This window comes from Psychrobacter sp. M9-54-1, from assembly GCF_016613355.1.
GTDB classification, from domain to species: Bacteria; Pseudomonadota; Gammaproteobacteria; order Pseudomonadales; family Moraxellaceae; genus Psychrobacter; species Psychrobacter faecalis.
This window is the reverse complement of sequence record NZ_JADGFW010000024.1, coordinates 92,954-108,093: the sequence shown is the minus strand read 5'-3', so window position 1 is coordinate 108,093 and position 15,140 is coordinate 92,954. Positions and strand designations below refer to the sequence as shown.

Genomic DNA, 15,140 nt, shown 5'->3' with positions numbered 1-15,140 from the left:
TCATTTAGCGTGCCTTTTTATTTTTAACGGTATCATTTTATTGATATTGATACTTAATAATTTGGCCGACTTTTCAAAGTTTTTAAATTTTTTAAAATTCGGGCGTATGGTTAAATTTTGCCTCTAGTTTCAATAACCGCTCACGCTCCTCATTGCTCCACGGCAATTTATCCTTACCATCACTGTCTAAACGGACGATAACGGCATCAGCGGTCGCGACAATCGCTTCTTGAGCGCAGCTATAATAGCTATATTCCATCACAATACTGGTATTGCCCAAGCGCTGGCAACGCACGCCTAATAATAACGTATCGGGATAGGTCACCGGGCGTAAATACTGACAGCTTGATTGCGCCAATACTGTCACCATACTGCCATCAAACATACCTAGCGCTTGCAGATAGCCAATCCGTGCTGACTCCGCATAACGATAATAGACCACGTTATTTAGATGATTAAAGGCATCCATTTCGCCCCAATGGATCGGCTGCTGATGAATGATTGGATAATGCGCTAGCTCGCTAGGACGGCTATCATCTACGCCATTATTATTTGCGTTTGTGTGTTGTTCAAAAGCACTCATCACTGCATTTCTCTTATTTTTTTATAGAATTTCAAAAACGACAATTAACGCTTAGGCTTATCTAAAATTTGCGTGGTCAACAATGGCGTTGGCTGTGGCGCCGTGGCAATCAGTCGATCTAACCAGTCAACAACTTCTGCGATATTATGAGGGGCAGATTTGGTTTGATCTTTATCTTTAGAAGTTGCGTTGCTCGTTGTTTGAGCGTTTTTATTATCGGTAGCGGATTTTGACGCAGACGTATCTACTAGAGTTTGTAGCTGTTTACGCGCTTGACGCAGATAGCCAATCAGCTGATCTTTTTCACGCATATTGCTTGCTTGACTGGCAAGGTTTAAAGTCATAATCACTTCATGAATGATAAGTTCTTTGCGGGTGACGCCGACATCGTTAGCGCTAGTATTAGACGCGTCAGTTGCACGAGCAGGACGCTGATAACTATGCAAAAACGCTTGGATATTTTGAATGGCTAAGTTTTGTAGCTGCCAAGGACTCGGCTGCGAGCTTCTTGCTTGCAAACGTTCAATGTCTTTCATCAAACTTTGCTTGATTACCACGGTAAGCGCAGGGGCAACCTCATTACTGCTTTGAGACAGTTGCCAATGCAGACCGCGCAACAACTCAATCGCCGCACTCTCATTATTATCCGCCAATAATCTATCGGCCGCCTGTATCTGAATGCGCAACAAATCAAGCTGGTTTTGGGCTTGGCTAGTAGCAGCGACGCGCGGCTCTGGCAGCGTCTGCTGACTCATCGCAAAGATGCGATCGTCCATCTCATTTAGGCGGCTGACGACTTGCTCATTACTTTGCAAGCGCTCATTTATACTGCGCTCAAAGCGCTGCTGACTGATAAACAACCACAGCAAAGCAGCAATAAGCAATAATATGACCAGCCATTGTAAACGCACCAAAAACATATTTGCTTGCCGGCGCTGCTGAATAGCAGAAGGTTCCTTAGCTAACGAGTCAGAATTCATGGACATAAGGCAGCACCGTTGGTGAATAATTTTTTAAGCAAATATAAAATAAATGGCTTGAGAAAAGGAAGTGTTTTTTAACTGCAACCAACTAGCGGTGTATGGATTGCCGCAGCAATGGTTTCGGGCGCCAAATCTTCCACGCGCCAATAACTTAAATCCTGACTAGCAACCATATTGGCTAAGCGCTCACCCAGTACGACATAAGCAAAATCGTTGAGTTGCAGCGGCGCACGGTTTGATTTTTCTGCATTGGCTTTTTGCGCTGCCACCTCTGTAACAATCGCTTGCCAATGCTCAAACGCTGTGCTACTACTGACAATCACGATGGGTCTGGGCTGCTCAGACTTTTGGCTAAGATACTGGGCGTACCATTCTTTATACTGCGCCATAGCATCATTGGGCATTTTGCGCTCATACCAAGCGATGCTATCGATATGGACACCGCGCGCCTGTAAGGTATTGACCAATAAACGCCGCCCACCAAGCCCGCGCCATACCAAGAGCTTATCGCCAGCTTGAAGGCTGTCAATTTCAGGCATGGCTAGCATACCTTCGTTATTGGCAATTAACGGCTGCAATACTTGATAGCTTGATGCAGCCAACTTTGCATCATTTAACACTGCCGCAGTCGCTTCCCCAACCGCTATCAGATGGCTTGGCGCTTCTAAACCTGTAAACCCCGTCTCTTTTTGCTGACTAGCATTTTCGCTAGATTTTTGAACGTGGCATTCTTGCTCAAGTGCTTGCCAAATAGACAGCCCTGAAGCTGCGGCAGTCGGGCTAACGATAACGAGTGCTTGATAGTCACCTGCAAACCATTGGCGCATCAACCCCATATCTTGCTCGGTAGTTGGCCGCGCCTCTAAGGTCAACATCGGCATATCAATCACTGACATCCCTGCCGCTTGTAAATGCTCGGTCAGCGGCGCCGCACGCTCAACTGGGCGCGTATTGATGACAACCTGCGGCAGCAATACTGGCTTATCAATAGGTTGATTTGAATCAGTAGAATTCGGTGATGACCAAGACATAAACATACCGTGACAAAAGGCTTAGGAAAAAAGGACGCTGAATCATAGAGCCATCTGAATAAAGATAGCGCTATGATTGAGATGACAATAATAGTTAAACATTATTAAATATAGATGCTATTTAGGATTATAAATGGCGGATAAAATATCACCAGCACCGATGGCTAGTAGCATTTCAGCAACTTCAATACCTAGCTGGTTGGCTTGCGCTTCTTGCTCAGCTTGGCTGCCCGTTAAGGTCAGACGTTTATCAGCTTTGAGCAGCTCGCTACCGTCTTCTTGACCGACGCGACCGCGTAGCCATAAGCTATCACCGGCATCATTATTACCGTTTTGGCTATCGTTTTTGCTACTGCTATTGTCGTCTGCATCAGCCATTTGTAAGACTGCATAAGCCGCAATCGGTACTTGGCAGCCACCTTGTAAATGACGGTTTAGCGCGCGCTCAGCGATGAGGCGGATACGAGCTTTATCATCATTTAACGGCGCTAGTAATTTTAGAACCTCGTCATCGCCTTCGCGGCATTCAATCGCTAGCGCACCTTGTCCAACCGCGGGCAAGCAAATATCAATATCCAACTCACTACGAATGCGCTCGTCATGCTTGATACGCTGTAAACCACTGGTTGCCAAAATAATAGCGTCATACTCGCCGGCATCAAGCTTACCTAAACGCGTACCAACGTTGCCGCGCAGGGTCTTGATTTGTAAATCGGGACGATAGGCTTTGATTTGACATTGACGACGCAAACTTGCGGTGCCAACCACCGCGCCTTGCGGCAACTCATCGATATTATGATAAGTATTCGATACAAAGGCATCGGTTGGCGAAGCGCGTTTACAATAAACACCAAGCGTCAAGCCTTCTGGCAACTCCATCGGCACGTCCTTTAGAGAATGTACCGCGATATCTGCCTGTTTATCATATAACGCCTGCTCGAGCTCTTTAACAAACAAACCCTTACCACCAATTTTTGCCAGCGGCGTATCCAAAATTTTATCGCCTTTGGTAACAATTTTTAGCAGGTTAATGGTCAGCTCAGGATACAGCGCCAGTAGGCGGTCACGAATGTGCTCCGCTTGCCATAATGCCAATGGACTTTGGCGGGTGGCGATATTTAAGGTAGTCAAAGCAGGTTGCTGCATGGTGCTCATAAAAGGCCTCAATAGATTCGATATAAAATCGCGTTGCTGAATAACAGTTACTTAACGACAATCGCTCGACAACGGTCGCTCAACAACAAAGGATTCATTATCTTTACAATAATGCGAATGTATAGTCAAAATACCCTAAAAACGCTACGGTATTGCTGATATCAATTTTTCGTAGCCTCTGTCTGCGCAGGCACAGCAAGCAAGAAAAATTGATATCAGCAGTGCGTGATGCATTGATATTACTTTTCTCTCACTATAGTATTCAATATAAACGTTAAATGTCTTTAAACTGAGTGCTACAAAAAAATACCCCTATTTAAGCATAAATAAGGGTTTGATGATATGGCATGATTATGTCAACAGCATGAAGCCCTTATCACTACATGCTTTGAATCTTTTCACGGAGTGCCGGTAGATGGCGACGACTGACTGCTAGCGTCTCATCAATCCCTTTAAAGTGCAGTTGAAACTGTCCTGCATCCAAGGCTTCTAAAAAATCTAGATATTTGATATTGATAATCGCGTTACGATGCACACGAAAAAGCCTGTCTTCAAATTCTTGCTCAAGCTCTTTTAGGGTGTCGTCAATGAGGACAACGCCTTCTTTATGGCGTACTTTGACGTATTTTTGATCGGCGGTAAAATAATAGATGTCTTTGAGTTCAATCAGCTCTACGCCGCGGTGGGTACGCGCGACGATATGTTCGCGCACTGGGCGCGCAGTTGGATTCTCAAGTTTTCGAATCTCGTTTAATTGCGCGGCATTGAGATTGGTGGCTTTTTTTAGCGCCTCGAGTAATTCATCTTTATTAGCAGGTTTTAACAGATAACCGATGGCGTTGGCTTTGAGCGCCGCGATAGCATAATGGTCATACGCCGTGACAAAGATAATGGCAGGTGGATGGTTTAACGTTGCAAGCTCTTGCGCGCACTCGACGCCATCCATCTCTGGCATGCGAATGTCGAGCAATATAATGTCTGGTTGCTCAGATTTTACGGCGATAATGGCCTCTATGCCGGTTTTAGCTTGGGCAACCACCTCATGACCTGACTCTTTGACTATTCTAACCAAACGCTCGCGAGCTAAGGGCTCATCATCACAAACAACAATCCGCATCCAAACTCCTTTATAAGTGCCTACTTATAAATCTTTTAAAGTATTAATAACCTATCAATCTTTAACACTCATCCCTTAGTAAGAATGCAACTCCCTACTTAAGTTATAAACCAACCGCCACACTTGTGCAAGCCACGAATTTAACTTTGCCGTTTAAATGCTTTAGCGGTACATAACAGCTTAGACGGTGCAATAAATATGCCACGATAAATGCTTTGTAATAAATGACTGACGCTTACAATTTAGAGAATAGATTTTTAGGGAAAACGTTTTAAAAAGGAAGAAAGAAAGGATTATAAACTGACATCTTGCAGCGGATAGCTAATATTAGTAAGAATTTGTTTATTCATGATGCTGCTTTGGATGTCGGCACTTTGACCAAAATAGGCGCGCAGGCGCTCTGCCTGAATATAAAAATCCATATGCTGGCGTAAGTCATGGTTAATCAACAAGGTTTTTTTCGGCAGCTGCACGCTAATGGTAATGTCGACCCGATGCTGTAACCAAGTGACTTTTATATCAATATAAATGGTTTCAGTGGTCATCCTAATGACGTTCACCAACATTTTTTCAATCACGCTTTGTAAGGTTAAAGCGGTAATCACCATGTCATACATGACGTCTTCTTTTGGCAATTGCCAGTTTACTACCAATTTATCTGCCAAGCGGATGGATTCAATAGCCAAATAATGCTCACACAGGGCAATCTCTTCTTCAAAGCTGATCTCACGCGCGCCATTAAAACTGGCACGAAATAGCGCTGAGACGTGCTGTAATAAAATAGCGGCGCGCTGCGGCTCAGACTCAATCAGCGACATCAAAGTATTGATGGTATTAAAAAAGAAATGCGGTGCTAGGCGAGCTTTTAACACATCATTTTGGGCGCTCAATTTTTGCTCAAATGAATGCTTTAGTGCATTTAGCTCACGATAACGGCGCAAAAAAAACAACAAGGCGGCAACGGTAAATCCGGCGGCAATCACCGTATTAAACACAATAATTGAGATAAAGTCCGCCAAGTTATAGTTAAACCAGCCAGCGTTTATCATAATTAGCAAGGCCAACGCGACTGTCACCGCCGTGGCAGTGGTCAAAATGAGTAAAACATACATACTGACGGTCGTTACGCGTAAGCCTTTAAAAACTGGACGTAAATAATCGGTGAGATAAAAAGATGGTATCAAGGCCAAGCTGGTTTGAATGAATCTTGCCATAAACTTGATAATAAACTGCGTTTCATTGACCACGCTATGCCGATCGACGATTGCCACAAATAGCGACCAAAAAAAGATCGCCAGCAGCCATTGCCAAGGCTTCATCACCTCCATGAGCTTAGGCATAAAAAACTCTAAGCGCTCCGCTAGTAAGGCAACCTCATCATTTGCTATACTTGAGTTCTTATTCTCTTGACTTGTCTTGTACCGATATGAACGCCAACTCTTCAAATAGTATTAATCCTAATTCAAATAAAAATTCATCTACTCCTGATTCTAGCATAGATGCTTCTATAACCAACACTCCTGCGCCGCAAAGCGCTACAAGTGGTCAAGGTCAGCAGATGTGGGGCGGGCGCTTTAGTGAAGCGACGGACAGTTTTGTCGCCGCCTTTACCGCATCCGTCGGCTTTGACCAACGCTTTGCTCGTCACGATATCCAAGGCTCAATCGCCCATGCAACCATGCTGAAAGAATGCGGCATTTTAAGTGCTGATGAGGTTGCGACCATTATCGATGGTTTACAGCAAGTGCTGCGCGAGATTGAAGCCGGTGAGTTTAACTGGTCAATTGCGCTTGAAGACGTGCACATGAATGTCGAATCGCGCTTGACGGATATCGTCGGTGCGGTTGGTAAGAAACTACATACTGGCCGTAGCCGTAACGATCAGGTTGCGACCGATATTCGTCTATGGTTACGTGAAGAAACCGACAATATCATCGCGCTACTGGTACGTTTGCAAAGCGGTTTACTAGATTTAGCTGAGCAGCATACCGATACCATCATGCCGGGTTTTACCCATTTGCAAACTGCACAACCTGTGAGCTTTGGTCATCACGTGATGGCATGGTTTGAGATGCTCTACCGCGATACCGAGCGTCTGGTCGATGCCCGTCGCCGTATCAATCAGATGCCGCTTGGTAGCGCTGCCCTTGCTGGCACGACCTTTCCGATTGATCGCACCATCACAGCCAAATTGTTAGGTTTTGACGGTATTTGCCAAAACTCGCTCGATGCCGTCTCAGACCGTGATTTTGCCATTGAGTTTACCTCGGCGGCTTCTATCTTAATGATGCATATGTCGCGTATGAGCGAAGAGATTATCCTATGGATGTCAGCGCAATTTAACTTTGTGCAGATACCAGATCGCTTTTGTACTGGCTCATCTATCATGCCACAAAAGAAAAACCCTGACGTGCCAGAGTTAGTACGCGGTAAAGCGGCGCGTGTGTTCGGCCAACTAATGACGCTGCTTAGCCTGATGAAAAGTCAGCCGCTTGCCTATAATAAAGACAACCAAGAAGATAAAGAGCCGCTATTTGATTGCGTCGATACTTTGACGGGTTCGCTACTCGCCTTTGCCGATATGCTACCGAATATTACTCCGAATAAGGAAAACATGCGCGCTGCCACCCTGAAAGGCTATGCAACTGCGACCGATTTGGCAGATTATTTGGTTCGCCGCGGTGTTGCTTTCCGTGATGCCCATGAAGTGGTCGGCAATGCCGTTGCTTTGGGTATTCGCGAAGGTGTTGATTTGAGCGATTTGTCATTGGCGCAGTTACAGCAGTTTAGCGCTGCTATTGGCGCTGATGTTTTCGACTATCTAACGCTAGAAGGCTCATTGGCCGCTCGTGACCATTTAGGCGGTACCGCGCCAAATCAAGTCAAACAGGCAGTGGTTAATGGACGCGCGCGCCTAAAAGCGTTTGCGTAAAAGATTTTTTTAAAGTTGAAGCTAGCAATAAAACTGTGCTTTAAAACCAGCGCTTTTCTCTAACACCCGCCATTGTGCGGGTGTTTTTTTGCCATGCCTGATTTTGCCAGAATTAGATAGATTTGATGTTACTTTCTCTACACCTGATACGCTTTGCTAAATCGTGCAAGCGCGTTATGATAGATGAATATCAATATTCGACACGATAATTTAATACCCCTAATTAATGAGGATTGCCTGATGACTGAGACTTTTAATCCACAAGCCAATACCGTTTTTTGCCGCAAATATAAGCAAGAATTGCCAAAAATGCCGCATCCGCCATTTCCTAATAAAAAAGGTCAAGAGCTACAAGAAACCGTCTCTGACAAAGCTTGGAAAGAATGGCTTGAACAGCAAACCATGCTGATTAACGAAAACCATCTCAGCATGATGGACCCTGAAGCCAAAAAGTTCTTAACCGAGCAACGCGAGAAGTTTTTGGACAATGAAGACTATGAACGCGCGCAGGGTTGGACACCAGAAAAATAATACGCACGGTGATTTTTATTAATTAAAAAGACTGTCATTGATTAAAAGACAGTGATTACATTAATAACAGCAAGATTGCCTCTATACTAACAAACGGCAAATGACTGGGCATCATCCCTATAATTTGTTAGTATGAGACTGATTTACAACACTGACAGACTCGGGGTGCGGTGTATGACAAGCTTAGTTTATAAGGTTGTCATACATTCGCTGAGAGATCACCCGCCGAACCTGATGCGGTTAGTACCGACGCAGGGAAGTCTTAAGACTATGTTTTATATACAAAGGGCGCGCAGAAATGCCTTTTTATTATTGCTCATACTTCATATGCTAGCGTTTTTACGCGGCCATGAGGCAAGCAATAAAAAGCGGCGCCTACCAATCATTTAACATGGCATTAGATTAATTTTCAATGAAAGTTGAATTTAATAATAGTGCACGTGTTTGATGATTGAATTTGTCTATCTTGCATCGTCTTGCCCCGCAGCTACTGGCGGTGTTGCTTTTATTCAAAAAACCAACACGCTAGGACAGCATATGAACCTCACACAGAATACTTCAACTCCTATTGTCAAAACTTCTGACAAAAAAGCCGACGCCCTCAAAACGCCTGCTCACCGTACCGCCAATGATGCGCGGTTTGAAGAAGACGCCCGCGACTTACACCGCATCTTACCCGCTTCTAAAAAAGTCTATATCGAGGGCTCACGTCCTGACATTCAAGTACCGATGCGCGAGATCACCCTTGACCCTACCCCCATACAAGGGGCAAGCGAGTCCGAATGGGAACAAAACCCACCGTTTTACGTCTATGATACCTCAGGCGTTTATACCGATCCCAATGTCGAGATTGATTTGACCCGTGGTTTGCCCAAATTGCGTGAAGGCTGGATAGCTGAGCGCGGCGATACCGAGCAATTAAGCGGCTTATCTAGCTCATACGGACAAGCGCGCGCCCGTGATATCAGTACTGCTAACTTAAGATTTGCGCATATTGATAGACCACGTCGCGCCTTAGTAGGAAAGAACGTCACGCAAATGCATTACGCGCGTCGCGGTATTATCACGCCTGAAATGGAATATATCGCCATTCGTGAGACGCAAAAGCAGCACGAACTGACCGATATGCGCCAACACGATGGCGAAAGCTTTGGTGCCAATACGCCAAAAATCATCACCCCTGAGTTTGTCCGCAGCGAAGTTGCCGCAGGCCGCGCCATTATCCCCAATAATATCAATCACCCTGAATCTGAGCCGATGATTATCGGGCGTAATTTTTTAGTGAAAATTAACGCCAATATCGGCAATTCAGCGCTCGGCTCATCTATCGATGAAGAAGTATCAAAAATGACCTGGGCAACGCGCTGGGGCGCCGATACCATTATGGATTTATCGACCGGCAATCATATCCATGAAACCCGTGAATGGTTGATTCGTAACTCACCAGTGCCAATTGGTACGGTGCCGATTTATCAAGCCTTAGAGAAAGTCGATGGCGTTGCCGAAGACTTAACGTGGGAGATATTCCGCGATACCTTGATTGAGCAAGCCGAGCAAGGCGTTGATTACTTTACCATTCACGCTGGCGTACTGCTACGTTATGTACCGCTAACCGCCAATCGCTTGACGGGCATCGTCTCGCGTGGCGGCTCTATCATGGCGCAGTGGTGTTTGGCCCATCATAAAGAGAGCTTTTTATACACGCATTTTGAAGATATCTGCGAGATTATGAAGCAGTATGATGTGGCATTTAGCTTAGGCGATGGCTTACGTCCGGGCTGTTTGCAAGATGCCAATGACGAAGCACAATTTGGTGAGCTACGTACCCTAGGTGAGTTGACGCAAGTCGCATGGAAGCATGATGTACAGGTGATGATTGAAGGCCCTGGACACGTGGCGATGAACCGTATTAAAGAAAATATGGACTTGCAGCTTGAGCTATGTAGCGACGCGCCTTTTTATACTTTAGGGCCATTAACCACTGATATTGCGCCTGGTTATGACCATATCACCAGTGCGATTGGGGCGGCAATGATTGGCTGGTTTGGCACAGCGATGCTCTGTTATGTGACGCCAAAGGAGCATCTCGGTTTGCCCAATAAAAAAGACGTCAAGGACGGCATCATCACTTATAAAATCGCCGCTCATGCTGCCGACCTTGCCAAAGGCCATCCGGGCGCACAAGCACGTGACAATGCCTTGTCCAAAGCCCGTTTTGAGTTCCGCTGGGATGATCAGTTTAATCTGGCGCTCGACCCTGATACCGCCCGTGAATATCATGACGAAACACTGCCAAAAGACGCCCACAAGTCTGCGCACTTTTGCTCGATGTGCGGACCGAAGTTTTGCTCGATGAAAATCACTCAAAACGTGCGCGAGTATGCTAAAGGTTTAGATGCAAAAGAAAATCTAAGCGCAGACGTCATGAGTGCAACTGAGATTGCGCAAGGTATGGCAAAGATGACCGAAAAATATCATGCCGAGGGTCGCCAGTTGTATAAAGAGGTTTAAGCGATTAACGTTAATCCTTAATTCACAAAAAAGCGCTACTCATAAGTAGCGCTTTTTATTGCAAACTGTTTTATCTTTATAGTAGATTAAATCTTTGATGCTTCGTAAATCTCTTTAATAGAAGTATTAATCGTATCAGCAAACTCTGCGTCGTCTTGTTGCTTACTTAAGCCTTCGGTAAAAGCACGCGAGAAGCTCGCAATCATACCGGGATTTTGCTTCAATTTTTCACAGGCGTCATGACGACTATAACCACCAGATAGCGCCACTACTTTTAGCACTTTTGGATGATCAATCAGCTCTTGATAAAATCCGTTTTCTTCAGGCAAAGTCAGTTTTAGCATCACTTGATGATCATCGTCTAAAAATTCAAGATTGTGCAAAATACTAGTTTTGAGGATGATTTCACAGTCATGTTTTTTGCTACTGTTGATATCTACTTCTGGCTCAACGATTGGCATAAAACCTTTAGAGAGAATTTGCTTTGCGACATCAAACTGCTGCTGAACGACAAGCTCGATACCATCGACACTTGGCTCATAAATGACTGAGCGCATCTTGGTACCAAATACCGGATAATTTTTTGCCTTATCCAACAACAAATCTAGATTGGGCATCGGACGCATGACCTGTACGCCGTTCATGTGTTCAGCCAAACCCTTATCTACCTTTAAAAACGGTACGATATTTTTATCTTCCCATAGGTAATTGGCGGTCGGTTTGCCATTAACCTCGCGCTCCATGGTATCTTCAAATAAAATCGCGCCGAGCACACGCTCATTATCAAAGGCATCACAAGTCATGATACGCGCGCGCATTTCATGCACCAAATCAAACATCGCCTCGTCATTGTCATAAGCATCGCCGCTGACGCCATAGTTCTCTAATGCTTTTGGCGTGCTGCCACCACTTTGGTCAAGCGCGGCGATAAATCCTGAGCCATTTTTTATATGCTGTAGTTGTTTTTCGTATTCCATTGAATGGGTATCCTATCCTAATTAATAAGGGTCAAACGTTATTATAATAAGTCAATCAGCCCTCAACCGTGTGAGCCTGACTGTCAATTACCTTATCATAGGACATGCCACCTGCCTATTGTTGATAAGTTAAAATTTTGCCTATTTCACAGTGGCGAGATTAAAGCAAAAACAATACCGCTACACAGCCAATCGCCAATAATAAACCGACGATATTGATATGATTAAGGCGCTCTTTAAATACGCCTACTCCAATTAAAGTTGCTACTGCAATCACGCCTACGTTCATACCTGTAAAGACGATACTTGGCGACTCAGACAAGACTTGATGGGCGCGCACATAAGCATATATATTGCCCATATTGAGCGCGCCAAGTAATAATCCTGCGCTAAGGGCATTGCTCTGCCAGCGCACGCGAGTGCTAAGCAGGTAAACGAGCAGCAGCAAACCTGCCAGCCCAAAGGTCACAAATAAGGTTAAAGGAAACGCCGCGCCTTGTTTGGCAACTTGTTTGAATAAAATATCAATCACGCCATAGCCTAGCCAAACGCCAAACAACCAGAGTGGCGTCTGCTTTGCTTGGCTATTTATAAGCCCATGCTGCGGACGATAAACCAAAGCACCAAGCGCCAAAAACCCTAACAACAGACCAAATATGCGCGTACCCGTTAATACTTCACCAAACAATAAAAAAGCAGCAACGATAGGAATGATAAGCGATAAACGCTGGGCGGCATCGGTTGCGACCATCCCGACCGATTCAATCGCCCGCCCAAGGATAATAAACACTGCTGGCAACAAGATACCAAGCGCAATAATGATACCCCACGCATTGCCAAGTGCGCCGATACTACTAACATCTGGTTTTAATAACAGCCAAGTTAATAGAAATGCCACGGGATATCCCGCCACGATGGTTTGGCGAATATCGATATTTTTTTGGCGTAATATTTTTAAAAGTACGGAAACAGCGACGCTACAGAGCACCGCTATCGTTAAATACATCATCAACTTTATCCTTGTTAAGTCGCAACTTTGCGCGTTTATTATTTTTATATGAGTAAAAAATACTTATTCATTAGCTGATTTCTCGTTTACTAAAACGTATAAATAAAGGAAAGCAATAAACTAAAAGAAATAATGGAATGTAACAAAATATTTCATCTGCAGCAATCTAATTATTGTGCGCTTGATTGTTCAGCTTACAATTAGCATGCAAGCATGAGGACGAACTTTGTTAAAATAACCAGCAATCCTAATAACAAAAGTAACGATTCACGATAGCGCTTGATGGCGTTTATCTTGGCGTACTGCTATGAATGCTCCCTGACTGCCTATGAATGCTCTATTTCGATTTTTTGAAACTCGTCTGCCCGCCTTTCCTGAGACGCCTATGCCGCTGCCCTCGCCGCGTGAAGGTATGCTCAAATTTATGTGGGCATGTACCAAAGGGTTACGCGGTTGGTTATTGCTATTTATGATTTTGTCCGCTGGCATCGGTATCTACGAGGCCATGCTATTTGCGTGGATTGGCAATATCGTCGATTGGCTTGGCGTTTATACGCCGCAAAATCTGTGGGCAGAAAAAGGCGATATGCTGCTTTTGATACTGGCCGTGATGATTTTAAGTCCGCTTTGGATTGCCCTATCGTCATTTATTCATTTCCAAACCTTGCAAGGCGTCTTCCCGATGCAGATGCGCTGGCGTTTTCATCAGCGTATGCTTGGGCAATCGATGCAGTTTTATCAAGACGAGTTCTCAGGTCGCGTCTCTGCTAAAGTGATGCAAACGGCGTTGGCGGTGCGCGATACCGTGATGACGGTCACTGACATGTTTATGTACGTCGCCGTTTACTTTATTACTTCTGGCATTATTTTATTTAATTTAGACAGCTTATTATTGATTCCATTTATTGTGTGGTTTGTCTTGGTATGGCTGGCGATGTGGTATTTTATTCCCAAACTTAAACAAACAGCGATTGTACAGGCCGATGCTCGCGCGTTAATGACGGGCCGCATCACTGATGCGTATGCCAATATCATGACGGTCAAACTGTTTAGCCACTCGCGCCGCGAGCTCGATTATGCCAAAAATGCCATGGGACAGTTTTTAGGTACGGTCCATGCGCAAATGCGTTGGGTCAGCTACCTTGAGGTATCAACCCACCTAATCAGTGTGATTTTGGTCAGTAGTACGGCCGGTATCGGAATTTATTTATGGCAACAAAGCGCTGTTGGTGTTGGGGCAATTGCCGCTGCCACGGCGATGGCGCTGCGATTAAATGGCCTGACGCGCTGGATTATGTGGCAAACTGCTAGCCTGTTTGAAAGTATCGGGACGGTACAAGACGGGATGCGCACCTTATCTGCCCCGCAAACCATCGTCGATAAGCCAAATGCTTCTATCCTTAAAGTCAGCGATGGTCATATCGTTTTCGACCATGTTGATTTTAGTTATGAAGGCGAAGACGATGCCACAGGTTTAAACAAGCATAAATCAGACAAGCCTCTAGATAACACGCATGAAGATGCTGCTATTCCTGCTGCGGATTCTGCAGCGGGAACTTCATACGCCAAGCTATTAGATAACTTTTACTTAGATATCAAATCGGGCGAGAAAATCGGTCTGGTTGGGCGTTCTGGCGCTGGTAAATCAACCTTGGTTAATCTACTCCTGCGCTTTTTTGATGTTGATAAAGGGAAAATCTATATCGACGGGCAAGCGATTGACGAAGTTACCCAAGAATCGCTGCGTCAGCAAATCGGTATGGTCACCCAAGATACCTCGTTATTGCACCGTACTGTGCGCGAAAATATCGCTTACGGTCGTCCTGACGCAACCGATGAGGAAATCATTACAGCTGCTAAGCAAGCGCAAGCGTGGGACTTTATCAAAGATTTATACGATGATAAAGGCAATACCGGTCTTGATACCCAAGTCGGCGAGCGCGGCGTTAAGCTCTCTGGCGGTCAACGTCAGCGCATCGCTATCTCACGCGTGATGCTAAAAAATGCGCCGATTTTGTTACTGGACGAGGCGACCAGTGCACTTGACTCTGAGATTGAATTTGCCATTACCGAAAGCCTAAACGATATCATGACCGGCAAAACTGTGATTGCGATTGCGCATCGATTATCGACCATTGCCGCGCTAGATAGATTGGTGGTCATGGATAAAGGCCGTATCATCGAGCAAGGCAGTCATGATGAACTACTGGCGTTAAATGGCGTTTATGCGCGCTTATGGCAGCGTCAAAGTGGCGGCTTCTTAGGTGAAGACAGCTAATTGAAAACTAACAATAAAATGTAAGATAACGGT

12 protein-coding genes and 1 riboswitch are annotated in these 15,140 nt (G+C 45.0%); of the genes, 4 read left to right on the top strand and 8 right to left on the bottom strand.

Annotated features, from left to right (window positions below; translation table 11 throughout):
- Positions 1–91: 91 nt before the first annotated feature.
- The 6 genes from IQ457_RS10085 to IQ457_RS10060 all read right to left on the bottom strand — a co-directional run bounded on the left by IQ457_RS10085 (position 92) and on the right by IQ457_RS10060 (position 6,209).
- Positions 92–583, bottom strand: a complete 492-nt coding sequence (locus IQ457_RS10085; RefSeq protein ID WP_200663060.1) for an acyl-CoA thioesterase — start codon at positions 581–583, stop codon at positions 92–94.
- A 44-nt stretch (positions 584–627) separates the two neighbouring features.
- Positions 628–1,569 (bottom strand): hypothetical protein, encoded by a 942-nt coding sequence (locus IQ457_RS10080; protein WP_200663059.1) that lies wholly within the window; start codon positions 1,567–1,569, stop codon positions 628–630.
- Positions 1,570–1,640: 71 nt separating this feature from the next.
- On the bottom strand, positions 1,641–2,597 hold the full coding sequence (locus IQ457_RS10075) for a uroporphyrinogen-III synthase (RefSeq protein ID WP_200663058.1): 957 nt from the start codon (positions 2,595–2,597) through the stop codon (positions 1,641–1,643).
- 117 nt (positions 2,598–2,714) lie between these two features.
- The gene (hemC, locus tag IQ457_RS10070) at positions 2,715–3,752 is read right to left on the bottom strand and encodes a hydroxymethylbilane synthase (RefSeq protein WP_200663057.1); all 1,038 of its coding nucleotides are present in this window, start codon (positions 3,750–3,752) and stop codon (positions 2,715–2,717) included.
- A 379-nt stretch (positions 3,753–4,131) separates the two neighbouring features.
- Entirely contained in the window at positions 4,132–4,869 is a 738-nt protein-coding gene (locus IQ457_RS10065; RefSeq protein ID WP_200663056.1) for a LytR/AlgR family response regulator transcription factor, read from the bottom strand.
- A gap of 293 nt (positions 4,870–5,162) precedes the next feature.
- A complete protein-coding gene (locus IQ457_RS10060) occupies positions 5,163–6,209 on the bottom strand; it encodes a sensor histidine kinase (protein WP_242465406.1) in 1,047 nt (348 codons plus the stop codon).
- 218 nt (positions 6,210–6,427) lie between these two features.
- Here IQ457_RS10060 and argH point away from each other — a divergent pair, with 218 nt between their 5' ends.
- The 3 genes from argH (at position 6,428) to thiC (ending at position 10,843) form a co-directional block, all read left to right on the top strand.
- Positions 6,428–7,801 carry an argininosuccinate lyase gene (argH, locus tag IQ457_RS10055; RefSeq protein ID WP_200663095.1) on the top strand — a complete coding sequence of 458 codons (1,374 nt, stop codon included), beginning with the start codon at positions 6,428–6,430 and terminating at the stop codon, positions 7,799–7,801.
- Positions 7,802–8,041: 240 nt separating this feature from the next.
- Positions 8,042–8,332: an oxidative damage protection protein gene (locus IQ457_RS10050; RefSeq protein WP_068407860.1), complete on the top strand. Its 291-nt coding sequence runs from the start codon at positions 8,042–8,044 to the stop codon at positions 8,330–8,332.
- Between the two features lie 151 nt (positions 8,333–8,483).
- A riboswitch (TPP riboswitch) is annotated at positions 8,484–8,607 on the top strand.
- Between the two features lie 262 nt (positions 8,608–8,869).
- Positions 8,870–10,843 (top strand): phosphomethylpyrimidine synthase ThiC, encoded by a 1,974-nt coding sequence (thiC, locus tag IQ457_RS10045; protein WP_207161732.1) that lies wholly within the window; start codon positions 8,870–8,872, stop codon positions 10,841–10,843.
- An 86-nt stretch (positions 10,844–10,929) separates the two neighbouring features.
- Here the strand turns inward: thiC and IQ457_RS10040 are convergent, their stop codons facing one another.
- Together IQ457_RS10040 and IQ457_RS10035 are read right to left on the bottom strand one after the other, a co-directional pair.
- On the bottom strand, positions 10,930–11,820 hold the full coding sequence (locus tag IQ457_RS10040; protein WP_200663054.1) for a fructose bisphosphate aldolase: 891 nt from the start codon (positions 11,818–11,820) through the stop codon (positions 10,930–10,932).
- 160 nt (positions 11,821–11,980) lie between these two features.
- Positions 11,981–12,829 (bottom strand): EamA/RhaT family transporter, encoded by an 849-nt coding sequence (locus tag IQ457_RS10035; RefSeq protein WP_200663053.1) that lies wholly within the window; start codon positions 12,827–12,829, stop codon positions 11,981–11,983.
- 328 nt (positions 12,830–13,157) lie between these two features.
- Here IQ457_RS10035 and IQ457_RS10030 point away from each other — a divergent pair, with 328 nt between their 5' ends.
- Positions 13,158–15,107, top strand: coding sequence for an ABC transporter ATP-binding protein (locus tag IQ457_RS10030; RefSeq protein ID WP_200663052.1), 1,950 nt, complete (start codon positions 13,158–13,160; stop codon positions 15,105–15,107).
- The last annotated feature ends 33 nt before the right edge of the window (positions 15,108–15,140 follow it).

Excerpts from the sequence above, each read along its gene's own strand:
- IQ457_RS10085 (WP_200663060.1), bottom strand. The coding sequence starts at position 583 with ATGAGTGCTTTTGAACAACACACAAACGCAAATAATAATGGCGTAGAT.
- IQ457_RS10080 (WP_200663059.1), bottom strand. The coding sequence starts at position 1,569 with ATGTCCATGAATTCTGACTCGTTAGCTAAGGAACCTTCTGCTATTCAG.
- IQ457_RS10075 (WP_200663058.1), bottom strand. The coding sequence starts at position 2,597 with ATGTCTTGGTCATCACCGAATTCTACTGATTCAAATCAACCTATTGAT.
- hemC (WP_200663057.1), bottom strand. The coding sequence starts at position 3,752 with ATGAGCACCATGCAGCAACCTGCTTTGACTACCTTAAATATCGCCACC.
- IQ457_RS10065 (WP_200663056.1), bottom strand. The coding sequence starts at position 4,869 with ATGCGGATTGTTGTTTGTGATGATGAGCCCTTAGCTCGCGAGCGTTTG.
- IQ457_RS10060 (WP_242465406.1), bottom strand. The coding sequence starts at position 6,209 with ATGCCTAAGCTCATGGAGGTGATGAAGCCTTGGCAATGGCTGCTGGCG.
- argH (WP_200663095.1), top strand. The coding sequence starts at position 6,428 with ATGTGGGGCGGGCGCTTTAGTGAAGCGACGGACAGTTTTGTCGCCGCC.
- IQ457_RS10050 (WP_068407860.1), top strand. The coding sequence starts at position 8,042 with ATGACTGAGACTTTTAATCCACAAGCCAATACCGTTTTTTGCCGCAAA.
- thiC (WP_207161732.1), top strand. The coding sequence starts at position 8,870 with ATGAACCTCACACAGAATACTTCAACTCCTATTGTCAAAACTTCTGAC.
- IQ457_RS10040 (WP_200663054.1), bottom strand. The coding sequence starts at position 11,820 with ATGGAATACGAAAAACAACTACAGCATATAAAAAATGGCTCAGGATTT.
- IQ457_RS10035 (WP_200663053.1), bottom strand. The coding sequence starts at position 12,829 with ATGATGTATTTAACGATAGCGGTGCTCTGTAGCGTCGCTGTTTCCGTA.
- IQ457_RS10030 (WP_200663052.1), top strand. The coding sequence starts at position 13,158 with ATGAATGCTCTATTTCGATTTTTTGAAACTCGTCTGCCCGCCTTTCCT.